The organism is Kineosporia sp. A_224 (genome assembly GCF_002198655.1).
In the GTDB taxonomy this organism is placed as follows: Bacteria; Actinomycetota; Actinomycetes; order Actinomycetales; family Kineosporiaceae; genus R-H-3.
In genome coordinates this window covers 1-13,581 of sequence record NZ_MWLN01000068.1, presented here as the reverse complement: position 1 = coordinate 13,581, position 13,581 = coordinate 1, and the positions used below count along the sequence as shown (strand labels likewise).

12 protein-coding genes and 1 tRNA gene are annotated in these 13,581 nt (G+C 76.0%); 4 read left to right on the top strand and 9 right to left on the bottom strand.

Going from position 1 to position 13,581, the window contains the following annotated elements:
• The first annotated feature begins 219 nt into the window (after positions 1–219).
• Complete coding sequence (locus EDJALFJO_RS05670) at positions 220–1,809, top strand: phage tail sheath C-terminal domain-containing protein (RefSeq protein ID WP_088283075.1); 1,590 nt, start codon at positions 220–222, stop codon at positions 1,807–1,809.
• 33 nt (positions 1,810–1,842) lie between these two features.
• Here EDJALFJO_RS05670 and EDJALFJO_RS05665 read toward each other — a convergent pair whose 3' ends face one another.
• Positions 1,843–3,024, bottom strand: coding sequence for an amidohydrolase (locus EDJALFJO_RS05665; RefSeq protein ID WP_198950039.1), 1,182 nt, complete (start codon positions 3,022–3,024; stop codon positions 1,843–1,845).
• A gap of 508 nt (positions 3,025–3,532) precedes the next feature.
• Between EDJALFJO_RS05665 and EDJALFJO_RS05660 the strand changes: the two genes are divergently transcribed.
• On the top strand, positions 3,533–4,642 hold the full coding sequence (locus tag EDJALFJO_RS05660) for an expansin EXLX1 family cellulose-binding protein (protein ID WP_143448310.1): 1,110 nt from the start codon (positions 3,533–3,535) through the stop codon (positions 4,640–4,642).
• A 2-nt stretch (positions 4,643–4,644) separates the two neighbouring features.
• Here EDJALFJO_RS05660 and EDJALFJO_RS05655 read toward each other — a convergent pair whose 3' ends face one another.
• A complete protein-coding gene (locus tag EDJALFJO_RS05655) occupies positions 4,645–5,433 on the bottom strand; it encodes an ABC transporter permease (protein WP_088283071.1) in 789 nt (262 codons plus the stop codon).
• The gene (locus tag EDJALFJO_RS05650; RefSeq protein ID WP_088283069.1) at positions 5,430–6,344 is read right to left on the bottom strand and encodes an ABC transporter ATP-binding protein; all 915 of its coding nucleotides are present in this window, start codon (positions 6,342–6,344) and stop codon (positions 5,430–5,432) included. Before EDJALFJO_RS05650 ends, EDJALFJO_RS05655 begins: the two co-directional genes overlap by 4 nt.
• A gap of 142 nt (positions 6,345–6,486) precedes the next feature.
• On the opposite strand from EDJALFJO_RS05650, the gene EDJALFJO_RS05645 reads away from it, so the two are divergent.
• On the top strand, positions 6,487–7,683 hold the full coding sequence (locus EDJALFJO_RS05645; RefSeq protein WP_088283066.1) for a sensor histidine kinase: 1,197 nt from the start codon (positions 6,487–6,489) through the stop codon (positions 7,681–7,683).
• Between the two features lie 113 nt (positions 7,684–7,796).
• A complete protein-coding gene (locus EDJALFJO_RS05640) occupies positions 7,797–8,402 on the top strand; it encodes a response regulator (protein ID WP_369812495.1) in 606 nt (201 codons plus the stop codon).
• Positions 8,403–8,460: 58 nt separating this feature from the next.
• Here the strand turns inward: EDJALFJO_RS05640 and EDJALFJO_RS05635 are convergent, their stop codons facing one another.
• The 6 genes from EDJALFJO_RS05635 to EDJALFJO_RS34050 form a co-directional block, all read right to left on the bottom strand.
• Positions 8,461–9,861, bottom strand: a complete 1,401-nt coding sequence (locus tag EDJALFJO_RS05635; protein WP_088283062.1) for an NAD-dependent malic enzyme — start codon at positions 9,859–9,861, stop codon at positions 8,461–8,463.
• Positions 9,862–10,016: 155 nt separating this feature from the next.
• Positions 10,017–10,089, bottom strand: a tRNA-Asn gene (locus EDJALFJO_RS05630).
• 48 nt (positions 10,090–10,137) lie between these two features.
• Positions 10,138–10,725 carry a hypothetical protein gene (locus tag EDJALFJO_RS05625; protein ID WP_088283060.1) on the bottom strand — a complete coding sequence of 196 codons (588 nt, stop codon included), beginning with the start codon at positions 10,723–10,725 and terminating at the stop codon, positions 10,138–10,140.
• Positions 10,726–11,086: 361 nt separating this feature from the next.
• Positions 11,087–13,045, bottom strand: a complete 1,959-nt coding sequence (gene dnaG / locus EDJALFJO_RS05620; RefSeq protein WP_088283058.1) for a DNA primase — start codon at positions 13,043–13,045, stop codon at positions 11,087–11,089.
• 134 nt (positions 13,046–13,179) lie between these two features.
• Positions 13,180–13,347: a hypothetical protein gene (locus EDJALFJO_RS34055; RefSeq protein WP_158220297.1), complete on the bottom strand. Its 168-nt coding sequence runs from the start codon at positions 13,345–13,347 to the stop codon at positions 13,180–13,182.
• Positions 13,344–13,581, bottom strand: a 238-nt coding sequence (locus EDJALFJO_RS34050) for a hypothetical protein (protein ID WP_158220296.1), incomplete at its 5' end; no start/stop codon positions are given. The genes EDJALFJO_RS34050 and EDJALFJO_RS34055, both read right to left, overlap by 4 nt.

Sequence of the window (13,581 nt, the reverse complement as noted above, 5' to 3'; positions counted from 1 at the left end):
GGCGGGTGGGGCTCGAACCCACGACCCAGGGATTATGAGTCCCCTGCTCTGACCGGCTGAGCTACCGCCCCGGGCGCCACGTCGTCCGTGCGGCGCCCCGCCAGCCTACCGATCGGCGGTGCCCGGCTCGCCCCGCACCGTCACCGGTCGAGGCATCTGTGCCGGGCCGCTCCCCTGCTCCATGATGGGCAGCGGGGTGCACGACGACGGGAGCAGCCGATGCCGGACGAGGTGACGACCCCGGTCGTCCACATCGACGAGATGCCGGCGGTGCCGCCGCCGGTCCCGGTGCTGCCGACGGCGGTCACGGCGTTCGTCGGCCGGACGGCGCGGGGTCCGGTCGGTGAGCCGCGCACGGTCCGCAGCCTCGCGGAGTTCGAGCGGGTCTTCGGCGGGTTGTGGCTCGGCGGGCCGCTCGGCCACGCCGTCCGGGACTACTTCGTCAACGGCGGGGCGGAGGCCGTCGTCGTGCGGGTCCTCGGTGCGGCCGCCGGCCCGGCGCGGGCCGCGCTCAACCTCGGGGGCGGTGTGGTCCTCGAGGCCGCGAACGAGGGGGCGTGGGGCAACGCGCTGCGCGCGCGGGTCGAGCACCCGGCCGGCCCGGACGACGCGACGGCGGTGCGCTTCACGCTCACCGTGCGGGACGGCGGCACCGGGGACGTCGAGGTCTTCCCCGACGTCTGCCTCGACCCGGGCGACCCCCGGCGGCTCGACGCCGTGCTCGCTGCCTCGTCCGCGCTCGTCCGGCTGCGGTCCGGGACCGGGTCCCCGAGACCCCCGGCGTCGGCACCCGTCGCGGCCGGGGTGGAGCCCTGGGCCGACCCCGACCCGCCCACGAGCGTGGCGGTCGCCGCCGGCGACCGGGCGGACGACGGCGCAGGTCTCACCGCGGACGACTTCGTCGGGCCGCAGCAGGAGGATCAGGGCCGGGGCCTGTACGCGCTGCGGCGCGCGGACCTGTTCACTCTCCTGAACGTCCCGCCGTACCTGTCCGCGGCGGGCACTGTCCCCGCCGACCCCGCCGCCGAACCACCGGAGGCCGTCGACGCGGCGGTCCTCGCCACCGCCTCGGCCCTGTGCCGGGCGCACCGCGCCGTCCTGCTCGTCGACCCGCCGCCGTCCTGGGCGACGGCGGACGACGCCGTCCACGGTGTCGGCGCGCTCGGGGTGGCCGGTTCGCACGTGGCGGTGTACTTCCCGCGGCTGCTGCAGCCGGACCCGTTGCGCGGCAACGCGGTCCGCAGCGTCGCACCGTCCGGCGCCGTGGCCGGGGTCGTCGCCCGCACCGACAGCACCCGCGGTGTCCGGCACCCGCCCGCGGGGCCCGGGGCGGCCCTGCGCGGCACGGCGGGCCTGACCACGACGCTGACCGCCGACGAGGTCACGGCGCTGTCGGCGGCGGGCGTCAACGCGCTGCAGGTCCTCCCCCGGCACGGCGCCGTCGTCCGGGGCGCCGGCACCCTCGACGACACCGGCTCGGAACGCGCCTACCTGCCGGTCCGCCGGCTGCTGAGCACCATCGGGCAGAGCCTGGAACGCGGGCTGACGTGGACGGTCTTCGAGCCCTCCGACGAGGCCCTCTGGAGCACCGTCCGGCGCACCGTCGAGGACTACCTGCAGACCCTCTTCCGGCAGGGTGCGTTCGCGGGCACCACGCCGGACGAGGCGTACTTCGTGCGCTGCGACCGCACGACGACGACCCAGGCCGACCTCGACGCGGGCCGGCTCGTGTGCCTCGTCGGCGTCGCACCGCTCGTCCCCGCGGAGTTCGTCCTCCTGCGGGTCGTGCAGCGCACCGCGCTCCCGTAGCGGGCGGCGGACCGGCCCGGCCGCCGTCCCGGCTCAGGCGAGGACCACGCCCGGCCGCCGGGCCACCGCGAGCGCCGTGAGCGCGAGCGCCCCCGCGGCGTCGAGCACCGTCGCGTCGGCGGCCTCGGTGACGCAGTGCGCCGCGAACTCGTGCGTGTGGTTGACGGCCGGCCACGAGTGGATCGTCATGTCGGCGTGCAGGCCCGGCAGCGCCTGGCTCACGTCGCCGAAGTCGGTGGACCCGCCGAACGCGGCCCCGGCCGGGTCCGGGGTGAAGGGGCGGCCGAGGGCCGCGCACGCCGCGGTGAACGCGGCGACCAGCCCGGCGTGCGGCTGCAGCGGCAGGTACGGGTTGCCGACGGCCTTCACCTCGATGCCCGTCCCCGTGGAGATCGCCGAGCCCTCGAGGCATGCGCGCACCCGGTGCCGCAGGTCCTCGAGGTCGCCCACCGTGCGGGCCCGCAGGTAGTACTTCGCCTCGGTGCGCTCCGGGACGACGTTCGGCGCGTCACCGCCGTGGCTGATGATCCCGTGGACCTGCTGGAACGGCCGCAGGTGCTGCCGCAGCATCGCGACGGCCTGGTACCCGGCGACGACGCCGTCGAGGGCGTTGAGGCCGAGCTCGGGCGCGGCGCTCGCGTGCGAGGCCCGCCCCCGGTAGGTGACGTCCCACTCCTCGATGGCGAGGCTCTCGGGGCCGTAGTCGTCCCAGGGCGTCGGGTGCATCATGACCGCCGCGTCGGCACCGTCGAACGCCCCTGCGCGCAGCAGGTCGACCTTGCCGCCGCCGACCTCCTCGGCCGGGGTCCCGAGCACGGTGACCCGCAGCCCGGCCGCCTCGGCGAGCGGCGCGAGCACCAGGCCCGCCCCGACCGCGGACGCCGCGATGACGTTGTGCCCGCACGCGTGCCCGACGCCGGGGAGCGCGTCGTACTCGGCGCACACGACGACGTGCCGGTCCCCGGCGCCGGCCCGGGCGGCGAAGGCGGTGTCGAGGCCGTACGCGGCCCGTTCGACGGCGAACCCGCCGGACTCGAGCAGGTCGGCGCAGCGGGCCGCGGCCCGGTGCTCGGCGTAGGCGAGCTCGGGGTCGCCGTTCACGGCGCGGGACAGCTCGAGGACGGGTCCGCGCCACTGCGCGACCCCGGCCCGGACAGCGGCCAGGTCGGCGTCGGTGAAGGCGGCGGGCTCGCTCGGGTGCTCGGACGACGTCACGCGCCGATCCTCGCACCTGCGCCGCCGGGGCGGTCGGACGACGGCTCACCGGCGGCCCCGCGGGTCGTTCTGCGACGGTCCGTCGACCCCCGGTGGACACCGCGTGGCGAGCCCGCCAACGCCCGTTGGCCGCGCTGGATCGAGATCCACCTCGTGCGGCAGGATCGCCGCGCAACGTGCACCGGGACCCGGTGCGAGACCGCGACGCCGACCGGGGAGCAAGGGTGTCCAAGCGCGACGAGAGCAGGCGCGACGACCGGACGTGGTGGACCGACGCACCGGCGGAGCCGGCCGCGGCGGGCACCCTGCTGCCGATGTCCGCGCCGTCCGACGGACCGGCCGGGAGCCCGCTCGCCGACGAGATCTTCGCCGGTCCCCGGGAGAATCCGCTCCCCCGCGGCGGCCGGATGGTCACGGGCCGCTCGGTGGCCCCCACCGTCGAGATGCCGCTGTTCGTCCCGCACGAGCGCCCGACGGCCTTCCCCGAGCCGCAGGACGAGTCCGACCCGTGGGCCGACCTGCCGGCCACCCGGGCGACCGGCCTGCCGCTGCTGCCGCCCCCGGCCCCGAGCGCGACGCCGACCCCGGCCCTCGGGCTGCAGGTCAACCCGCCGGGCGCGGCCCCGGCGCCGCCTCGTCCGCCGGCGTGCTCCTCGCCGTCGCCCTCGTCACCGCGTTCGTGCTCCGTGACGGCGCCACCGACTGCCGGCCGCAGCCGCTCGCCGCGGCGCCCGTCGCCGCCGTCCAGCCACGCGCCGTCGCCGCGCCGCCGATCGACACCTCCTGGTCGTCGGGCATCATCACGTTCTACGGCCGGGCGGCGACCGGCGGGGCCTGCCTGGCGTCGTCCGTACCGGCGAACCGGTACACGGCCGCGGCCGGTCCCGAGCAGTACGCGAACGGCGCGGCGTGCGGCACGTACGTCGACATCAAGGGCCACAAGGGCACGATCCGCGTGAAGATCACCAACCTGTGCCCCGAGTGCCCGCCGGGGCACCTGGACCTGTCCGACGAGGCGTTCGCCGCCCTCGACGACATGTCGAAGGGCCGGGTCTCGATGAGCTACCGGGCCGTCCGCAACCCCTCTGTCGGACCGCTCACCGTCCAGGTCAAGGACGGCTCGAACCCGTGGTGGCTCGCGGTCCGCGTCGACAACCACGGCAACCCGCTGCGGTCGGTCGAGATCGCCTCCGGCAGCCAGGGCTTCCAGCCGATGCAGCTGCAGGGCTACGGCTACTGGCTCGACGGCAACGGCGCGGGCGACGGGCCGTTCCGGGTGCGCGTCACCGACGTCCTCGGCCACCGGGTCACGGTGAGCGGCATCCGGCTGCGGCCGGGCGCGGTGCAGGGCACCGGTGTCCGGCTCTACGGACCCGGCGCCGGGGCGGCCCCGCGGACGACGGCCCCCTCGTCGCGGACGAGGTCTGCGACGAAGGCCGCCACCGCGAAGGCGACGGCCACCGCGAAGGCGACGGCCACGGCGACCGCGAAGGCCACCACCACCCCGAGCGCGGTGACCTCCGCTCCCCCGACGCCGTCCGGGCCTGCACCGCTCCCGTCGGCCGTCGACGCGCCGACGGCGGGTGCGGCCCTGACGGCCGCACCCGACCGCTGCTGACGTCAGGACACGTTGCGGCGCAACGCCCGCACCCACCCGAACGCCAGCGGCAGGCCGACCCAGGCGAGCACCGAGGTGACCACCTGGGCGTCGTGCCCGGCGAGCTCGAAGGACGAGAGCCGGGCGAACGCCTGGAAGACGTCGAGCCACTGCGCGTCGTCCCCGAGCAGTGCCGTCCCGACGACCTGCCACAGCGTCGGGGCCACGAGGAACATGGTGATCGCGGCCGCCGACTGCGCGATCGCCGCACCGAACGCCGCGCCCATCGTCACGTTGAGCGCGCTCGCGACGAGCGACCCGCCGACGACCGAGCCGACGTCGCCCCAGACCGGTGTCGTGCCCTCGAGGCCGCTCGCCACGAGCAGGGCCGCCGCCGCGACCGCGAGGACGAAGGCCATCACGGCCACCCCGACGAGCACGGCCGCCGCGAGCTTGGCGGCGAGCACCCGGCCGCGGCGCGACACGAGGGTGAACGTCGTGAGCGCCGTCCGCTGCGTCCACTCCGAGGTCATCGCGAGGATCCCGATGACGGGCAGGAACAGCGCGACCCCGCCGCGGGCCGACGACACCCACAGGTCGAAGTCCGGCACGCCGTCCGTCAGGTGGGTCAGCTGCCAGCCGACGGGGGCCAGGGTGAGGAGCACCGCGGCGGCCACGAGCAGGGTGCCCGCCCGGGTGTCGAGGCTCTTGCGGAGCTCGACCGACACGATGCGGGAGAACGGGATCCGGGGCACCTCGGGCAGTGCCCGGGACGTGCCGTCGCCGGTGGTCGCCACAGTCGTCGCGGTCATGCCGCCACCTCCGTCCGGGCGGGGGCGCCGCTGCCGGCCGCGCCCGTGAGCGAGAAGAACAGGTCCTCGAGCCGGCCGCCGTCCGCGGCCCGCAGCTCGGTGAGCACGGCGCCCGCGGCGAGCGCGGCCCGCCCGACGGTCTCGGCGTCCGCGTCGACCCGCAGCGCGCCGTCACCGGTGGGCGCCGCCGTGACGCCGGCGGCCCGCAGCGCAGCGGCGAGCCGGTCGGGCTCCGTGGCTCGGACGACGACCCCGCTGCCCGCGAGCAGGTCGGCGAGCGCGCCCTGGGCCACGACCCGGCCGGCGCCGATGACGACGAGCCGGTCCACGGTCGCCTCCACCTCGTGGAGCAGGTGGCTGGACAGCAGCACGGTGCCGCCACCGGCGGCGAACTCCCGGAGCAGCTCGCGCATCCAGCGGATCCCCTCCGGGTCCAGGCCGTTGGCGGGCTCGTCGAGCACGAGGGCGAGCGGGTCGCCGAGGAGCGCGGTCGCGATCCCGAGCCGCTGCCGCATGCCGAGCGAGTAGCCGCGGACGCGGCGCCGCTCTGCGCCCGCCAGACCGACCCGTTCGAGCATGTCGTCGGCGCGGGCGGCGGGCACCCCGACGAGCGAGGCCGCGAGCCGCAGCGTCTCCCGGCCGGTCCGGCCCGCGTGCTGGGCGGACGCGTCGAGCATGACGCCGACGACACGGCCGGGGTTCGGCAGGTCCGGGTAGCGCAGGCCGAGCACCGTCGCGCTGCCGGAGGTCGGGGGCGTGAGGCCGGTGAGCATCCGCAGCGTCGTCGACTTGCCCGCCCCGTTCGGGCCGAGGAACCCGGTGATCGTGCCGGGGGCGCAGGTGAAGCTGACGTCGTCGACCGCCGGCGCGCCGCGGCCGTAGCGCTTGGTCAGTGAGTCGATGGTGAGCATGGCCCCACCCTCGCGACCGGACGGCGACCGGGGCGTCGCCCGCCCGTCGCCCGGCCGGACCGTCCTTCGTCGCTCCCCCGGACCGCGGGCTGCACCTTTCGTCGGACGTGGCCGGGCCCGGCGGCTCCCTACGCTGGCGGTCATGACCCCCGTGGCCGCCGTCCGCACCTGGGCCGAGCGACCCGTCGTCCGCGCCCGGGCGTCCGACGCGCTCTACGCCGCGCTCTGCCTGGCCGACGCCGGCTCCGCCGCCGACACGACGTGGCGCGACCACGGGCCGTGGGCCGGCGCCGGCGTCGTCGTGGTGGGTCTCCTGGCGACGGCCGTCGTCGTCCTGCTCCGGCGGACCCGCCCCGTGCTCGTCGTGCTGTGCACCCTCCCGGCGGCCTTCGCCGGCGGGGTGGACCTCCCCATGACGCTGGCCCTGTTCGCCGTCGCGATCCGCCGCCGGGACCGCACCCTCGGCGGGCTCGCGGTCCTCACGTGGCTGGCGTTCGTCGTGGCCGCGATCCTCGAGGACGGCAACTGGGCCGAGGGCGCGATCGCGGGGTCGATCATCGTCTCGCTGGCGAGCGTCGGTGGCGCGTACGTCGGTGCCCGCCGCGACCTGCTCGCCTCCCTGCGGGAGCGCGCCGAGCAGGCGGAGGCGACCGCCCTGCTGCTGCAGCGCCAGGCGCGGTTCGCCGAACGGACCCGGATCGCCCGCGAGATGCACGACGTCGTCGCGCACCGGATCAGTCTCGTGGCGCTGCACGCCGGTGCCCTGGAGGTGAACCCGGGCAGCGGCCCGGAGCGGGTGGAGAAGGCGGCGGCGCTCATCGGGACGACGGCCCGGCAGGCCCTCGAGGACCTGCGCGGAGTGCTCGGTGTGCTCCGGGCCGACCCCGACCAGGCGGTCGCCGACGACGTCGCGCTCGCGCCGCAGCCCCGGCTGGAGGACGTGCCGCGGCTCGTCGAGGCCTCCGTCGCGGCCGGCGTCCCCGTCCGGTTCGAGGACCGCAGGCCGGACGGTGCGCCGCCGGTCGACGAGGTCGTGGGCCGTACCGTCTACCGGGTGGTCCAGGAGGCTCTGACGAATGTCCACAAGCACGCCCGCTCCGCGCAGACCCGCGTCGTCGTCACGAGCGGCGGGCCCGGCGCCGCACCGGGTGACGACGTGCTGCGCGTCGAGGTGACCAACGCGCGCCCCGTCGCCGGCAGCGCACTCGTGCCGGGGTCGGGTACCGGGCTCGTGGGCCTGCGCGAACGGGTCGGCCTCGCCGGCGGCACGCTCGACGCGGGTCCGTTGCCCGGCGGTGGCTGGCGCGTGGCGGCGACGTTCCCGAGGAGGCCGGCATGACACCCGTCGACGCTCCGGGCGGCGCCCCGGCCGACCCGGCTGACCCGCCCCTGTCCCGGCCGATCCGGGTGCTGCTCGTCGACGACGACGCGCTGGTGCGTGCCGGCCTGTCGATGATCCTCGCGAGCGCCCCCGACCTGCTCGTCGTCGGCGAGGCCGCCGACGGCGCGGACGCCGTCCCCGCCGTCCGCACCCACCGGCCGGACGTCGTCCTCATGGACGTCCGGATGCCTCGCGTCGACGGCCTCGCGGCGACCGCCGCGGTGACCGCTCTCGACGGTGCGCCCCGGGTCGTCGTCCTCACGACGTTCGGCCTCGACGAGTACGTCTTCCGCGCGCTCGAGGCCGGGGCGAGCGGGTTCCTGCTCAAGGACACCCCGCCCCGCGACCTCGTCGAGGCGGTCCGGGTGGTGGCGCGCGGCGACGCGATGCTCAGCCCGGGCGTGACCCGTGCGCTCGTCGAACGGTTCGCCGCGTCGGCGCAGGACGGCCGCCGGGCCGCCGCGCTCGCCCGGCTGGAGCCGCTCACCGACCGCGAGCGCGAGGTGCTCGTCGCTGTCGGGCGCGGCCTGTCGAACGCCGAGGTCGGCCGCTCGCTCTTCATGAGCGAGGCGACCGTGAAGACCCACGTCTCCCGCCTGCTCCTCAAGCTCGGCTGCTCGAACCGGGTGCAGGTCGCGATCCTTGCCCACGACGCGGGACTGCTGGAGAGCCGCTAGACCCGTTGCACCGCAACGGGTCCAGCGACGCAGTCCAGGAGAACCACGCGGGATGCGGTCAGCGGCTGCCGACCGGCGTCCGCTCGGCGACGGCCTTGACCGCGGCCGCGACCGCCGGGGCGACGGCCGGGTCGAAGACGCTCGGGACGACGAAGCTCGGGTTGAGCTCGTCGGGGTGGACGACGTCCGCGATCGCCGTCGCCGCCGCGACGAGCATCTCGTCGGTGATGTGCCGGGCGCCGGCGTCGAGCAGGCCGCGGAAGAAGCCGGGGAACGCGAGCACGTTGTTGATCTGGTTCGGGAAGTCGCTGCGTCCGGTACCGACGACCATCGCGTGCTGCTGGGCGGCGAGCGGGTCGACCTCGGGGTCCGGGTTGGCCAGCGCGAGGACGACGGCCCGGTCGGCCATCGTCGCGACGTCGGCGCCCGTGAGCAGGTCGGGCGCGGAGACGCCGATGAAGACGTCCGCCCCCGCGAGGCCCTCGCGCAGGCTGCCGGTGACGCCGCCGGCGTTCGTGTTGTGGGCGATCCACGTCTTGAACGGGTCGAGGTTCTCCCTGCCGGTGTGGACGGCGCCCTTGCTGTCGAAGGCGACGACGTCGCCGGCCCCCTCGGCGAGGAGCAGCCGGATGATGGCCTGGCCGGCGGCGCCCGCCCCGGAGACGACGATCCGGACGTCCGGCAGCGACTTGCCGACGACGCGCAGCGCGTTCGTCAGCGCCGCGAGGACGACGATCGCGGTGCCGTGCTGGTCGTCGTGGAAGACCGGGATGTCGAGCATCTCGCGCAGCCGGGCCTCGATCTCGAAGCAGCGGGGCGCGGAGATGTCCTCGAGGTTGATGCCGCCGTACACCGGTGCGAGCGCCCGGACGATGCTGACGATCTCGTCGGCGTCCTGGGTGTCGAGGCAGACCGGCCACGCGTCGACGTCCGCGAACCGCTTGAACAGGGCCGCCTTGCCCTCCATGACCGGCAGCGCGGCGAGCGGGCCGAGGTTGCCCAGGCCCAGCACCGCCGAGCCGTCGGTGACCACGGCGACGGTGTTCCGCTTGATCGTCAGCCGGCGGCCGTCCTCGGGGTTGGCGGCGATCGCCTGGCAGACCCGGGCCACGCCCGGGGTGTACGCCCGGGAGAGGTCGTCCCGGTGCCGGAGCTGAACCTTCGGGGTCACCTCGAGCTTGCCGCCGAGGTGCATGAGGAAGGTACGGTCGGAGACCTTCCCGACGGTGACACCCTCGAGCGCCGCCACGGCCTCGGTGATCGCGTCGGCGTGGTCGGCGTCGGAGGCGTTGCACGTGACGTCGACGACGATCCGGTCGTAGTGCGACTCGACGACGTCGAGGGCCGTGAGCACTCCCCCGGCCTTGCCGACGGCGAGCGACAGCTCGGCGGTCGACGCGGCGGACGTCGGGGCCTGGACGCGCAGGGTGATCGAGTAGCCCGGGCTCGGCGACGGCATGGTGCCTCCCACGCGACCGGATCGTCTCGGGCGGAGACAGGTGGACTCCCGTCGCGCTGGCGTTCACCCTACGACCGGCGCGGCCGGCCGGTGACCGGAGCGCGCCGGACGGCGAAGGGCGGCCGGTGCACCGCACCGACCGCCCTTCCGCCCTGCTCCCCCGGTTGGACTCGAACCAACAACCTGCCGGTTAACAGCCGGCTGCTCTGCCAATTGAGCTACAGGGGATCGCGCTCCGGAACTCTACCAAAGCCTCGGCGGTGCTCTGCACCGGCTTTACCCCTGCGGGTCGCCGTCCTGCGGATCCGCGGTGTCGTGCGGCGCGTCGTCCGGGCGCACCGGGAGCAGCCCCGCCTCGTCCCGCAGGGCGGCCTCGGCCTCCGCGACCCGGGCGTGCACCTCGGGATCGCCCAGCCGGACGCCGCGGCCCGGCGAGACGGTCGTCGAGAGGTCGCCGCCCGGCGTCTTGCGCAGGGCGACGTGCACCCGGCGCCCGCCCGGCACCTCGACCTCCCGGGTGAGGACGACGCTCGACCGCACCCGCTCGTGGACGACCTCCGGCAGGAACGTCGCGTCCCCGATCTCGAGCGGGGCCGGCGTCCGGGAGCCGACCCACCAGACGGCGAGGGTCTGGGACTCGTCGTCCCAGGCCGCGTGGTCGACGTCGACCCACGGCCGGGAGACGAGGCGCCCGCGCGGGTCGAGGACGACGAGCCGGTCGACGAGCGCCGCGGCGTGGCCGCCGCCGGTGAGGTCCGCCCACGCGAGCACCCGGGTGCCCGCGTCGATCTTCAGCTGCGCCCGGACGTCGCCCGGCAGGGCGGGACGGCGGGTGCGCCCCGTGAGACGCGAGATCAGACCCATGCCGGCCAGCCTAGGCGGCTGCGACACCGCCCAGGGACGGCGCCCGGCGGAGCACAAACTGAGACGGCGCCCGCGGGTCGGGGCGAGACCCGCGGGCGCCTACCGAGCGGCGTCGGGGGGCGACCGTCTTCCGCTCGGCTCTAAGGCCCGCTCGATGGCGAGACCGTTTCGGTCTTCTCCGGCGCCGGCAGGGGCGACCGCGACGCGGGAGAAGATCGAACCGTTGTGGTGCTGAGGTAGACACTGCTGGGTCGCGGCCCTGCTGTCTGCCTGTCCGATGGTCCTAGCACCTCCGTAGACCCCGGCTACGACCCCCCACGCGAGGGGGTCCGATCGGACGACCGGCCGTGAGACCCGCAGGTCAGATCGACGGGTGGATCCGCTCCCGCAGGCTGATCTTGCGCTGCTCGGCGGCGAGCAGGTCGGCGAAGAGCGCGCCGGTGTCCGGGCCGTCGGGCTGGGCCCGCTGCACCCGGCTCTTGAGGATGCCGATCGTGCGGGTGAGGTCGAGCTCGGCGATCCGCAGGACGACCCCGGTGACGTACCGGTCGAGGGCGACGTCGCCGTCCACCGGGAGCGAGCCGACGACGAGCTCGGTGACGAGGTGCTTGATCGCCTCGGGGGCCTCGGACCGCACGGCCTCGGCCCAGGCCTGCGGGCCGACCTCCTGCGCCGTCGCCATCCCGCCGGCGGCGAGGATCGCGTGGTGGACCGCCCGGTAGGCGGGCACCTCGAAGGCGTTCTCCCCGAGCGTGTCGGCGTCGGCCCGGGGCACGAGCTGCGGCACCTGGAGCATGCACTCGAGGGCCTCCCGCTCGACCCGGGCCACCGGGTCGCGGGGGTCGGGCCGCGGCAGGCTCGGGGCCGGCGGCTGCTCGTCGGGGCGCCGGTCGCCGCCGTAGCCGTTCCGGCCGCCGTTCTGGCCCCCGTTGTGGCCGGATGCTCCCCCGCCGCCCTGCCGCCCGCCGTCCGAGCCCTGCGACAGCGAGCGGGCGGCGCCGGTGACGGCCCGGACGACGGGCTCGACCTCCATCCCGAGCCAGCCCGCGAGGCGGCGGGCGTACTCGGGGCGCAGCGCGCTGTCCCGGATCCGCGCGACGACCGGCGCGGCCGCGCGCAGGCCCTGGATACGGCCCTCCGCGGTGTCGAGGTCGACCTGGGCGAGCGTCGAGCGGATCGCGAACTCGAAGAGCGGCTGCCGGGCGGAGACGAGCGACCGGACCGCCTCGTTGCCGCGGGCGTGCCGCAGCTCGCAGGGGTCCATCCCGTCGGCGGCGACCGCGATGAAGGTCTGCGCGACGAAGCGCTGGTCCTCCTCGAAGGCGCGCAGCGCGGCCTTCTGGCCTGCGGCGTCCCCGTCGAAGGTGAAGACGACCTCGCCGCCGAACTTGCTGTCGTCCCCGAGCAGCCGCCGGACGATCCGGATGTGGTCCGCGCCGAACGCCGTCCCGCACGTCGCGACCGCGGTCTGCACGCCCGCGAGGTGGCAGGCCATGACGTCGGTGTAGCCCTCGACGACGACGACCTGGCGGGTGCGGCCGATCTCCCGCTTGGCGAGGTCGACCCCGTAGAGCACCTGCGACTTCTTGTAGAGCGCGGTGTCGGAGGTGTTGAGGTACTTGGCCTCGATCCGGTCGTCGTCGAAGAGCCGGCGCGCCCCGAAGCCGACGACGTCCCCGGTGAGGTCGCGGATCGGCCACATGAGCCGGCCGCGGAACCGGTCGTAGAGCCCGCGCTGGCCGCGGCCCGCGAGCCCGGCCGCGACGACCTCGTCGTCCGTGAACGCCTTGCCCCGCAGGTAGCGCAGGAGCGCCTCCCCGGAGCGCGGCGAGAACCCGACGCCGAAGTGCGCGGCGGCCTCGCGGTCGAAGTCGCGCTGGGAGAGGAACGTGCGGCCGGCGAGGCCGTCCGGGGAGGTCGCGAGCTGCTCGGCGAAGAACTCCGCCGCGACCCGGTTCGCCTCGACGAGCCGCTGCCGCTGCCCGACCTGGTCGCGCCGGACCGGGCCCTTGCCGCCGTCGTCCTCGTACCGCAGGGTGTGCCCGATCCGGTTCGCGAGCCGCTCGACGGCCTCGACGAAGGTCAGGTGGTCGATCTTCTGGACGAAGGAGATGACGTCCCCGCCCTCGCTGCAGCCGAAGCAGTGCCACAGCCCCACCGGCGGGCGGACGTGGAAGCTCGGGGTGCGCTCGTCGTGGAACGGGCACAGGCCCTTCATCGAGCCGACGCCGGCCTGCTTGAGGGTGACGTGCTCGCCGACGACCTCCTCGATCCGCGAGCGCTCCCGGACCAGCTCGACGTCCTCCTGGCGGATCCTCACGACGCACCGCCGCGGTGCCCGGGGAGTCGGCTGGAGGTCACGGCCGGAGTCTAGGTGGCCGCACCCGCGCCCCGCCGGTCGGAGTCCGGGCCGGCGCGACCACCCGGTCGCGCCGGCCCCTCACCGCTGCCCGGTCACCAGACGACGTGGCGGGCGGGCGGGGTGCCGCGGTCGGCCGAGCGCCGGGCGGCGTCCGCCTCCTCCTCGAGCACCTGGCGGCGCCAGGCACGCTCGGCGCGGTCGCCGTCGGAGGTGCGGCGGCTGCGCCACTCGGGCAGGTGGATCGAGGACCGGATGCTCATGACGTCTCCCTGAGGATCGTGCGGATGTCGTCGACGGCGCGGGCGACCACGGCCTTGATCTCGGCCCGCTGCCGCTCGTCGGGGATGCGCCGGCCGGGGCGTCCGCCCAGGTCGGCGAGCTGGTCGCGAAGCCAGGCGCCGAGCTCGGCGTCGAGGCCGGAGGTGAGGCCGACGAAACCTGACCACGGGTCGTCGGTGCCGGACGGCGTCCGGCCCGGGCCGGGCGCCGTCCGG

What these genes read in the sequence shown, in the direction of transcription:
- EDJALFJO_RS34055 (WP_158220297.1), bottom strand. Translation starts at nt 13,347, where the DNA reads ATGAGCATCCGGTCCTCGATCCACCTGCCCGAGTGGCGCAGCCGCCGC.
- EDJALFJO_RS05655 (WP_088283071.1), bottom strand. Translation starts at nt 5,433, where the DNA reads ATGACCGCGACGACTGTGGCGACCACCGGCGACGGCACGTCCCGGGCA.
- EDJALFJO_RS05625 (WP_088283060.1), bottom strand. Translation starts at nt 10,725, where the DNA reads ATGGGTCTGATCTCGCGTCTCACGGGGCGCACCCGCCGTCCCGCCCTG.
- EDJALFJO_RS05670 (WP_088283075.1), top strand. Translation starts at nt 220, where the DNA reads ATGCCGGACGAGGTGACGACCCCGGTCGTCCACATCGACGAGATGCCG.
- EDJALFJO_RS05635 (WP_088283062.1), bottom strand. Translation starts at nt 9,861, where the DNA reads ATGCCGTCGCCGAGCCCGGGCTACTCGATCACCCTGCGCGTCCAGGCC.
- EDJALFJO_RS05645 (WP_088283066.1), top strand. Translation starts at nt 6,487, where the DNA reads ATGACCCCCGTGGCCGCCGTCCGCACCTGGGCCGAGCGACCCGTCGTC.
- EDJALFJO_RS05650 (WP_088283069.1), bottom strand. Translation starts at nt 6,344, where the DNA reads ATGCTCACCATCGACTCACTGACCAAGCGCTACGGCCGCGGCGCGCCG.
- EDJALFJO_RS05640 (WP_369812495.1), top strand. Translation starts at nt 7,797, where the DNA reads ATGATCCTCGCGAGCGCCCCCGACCTGCTCGTCGTCGGCGAGGCCGCC.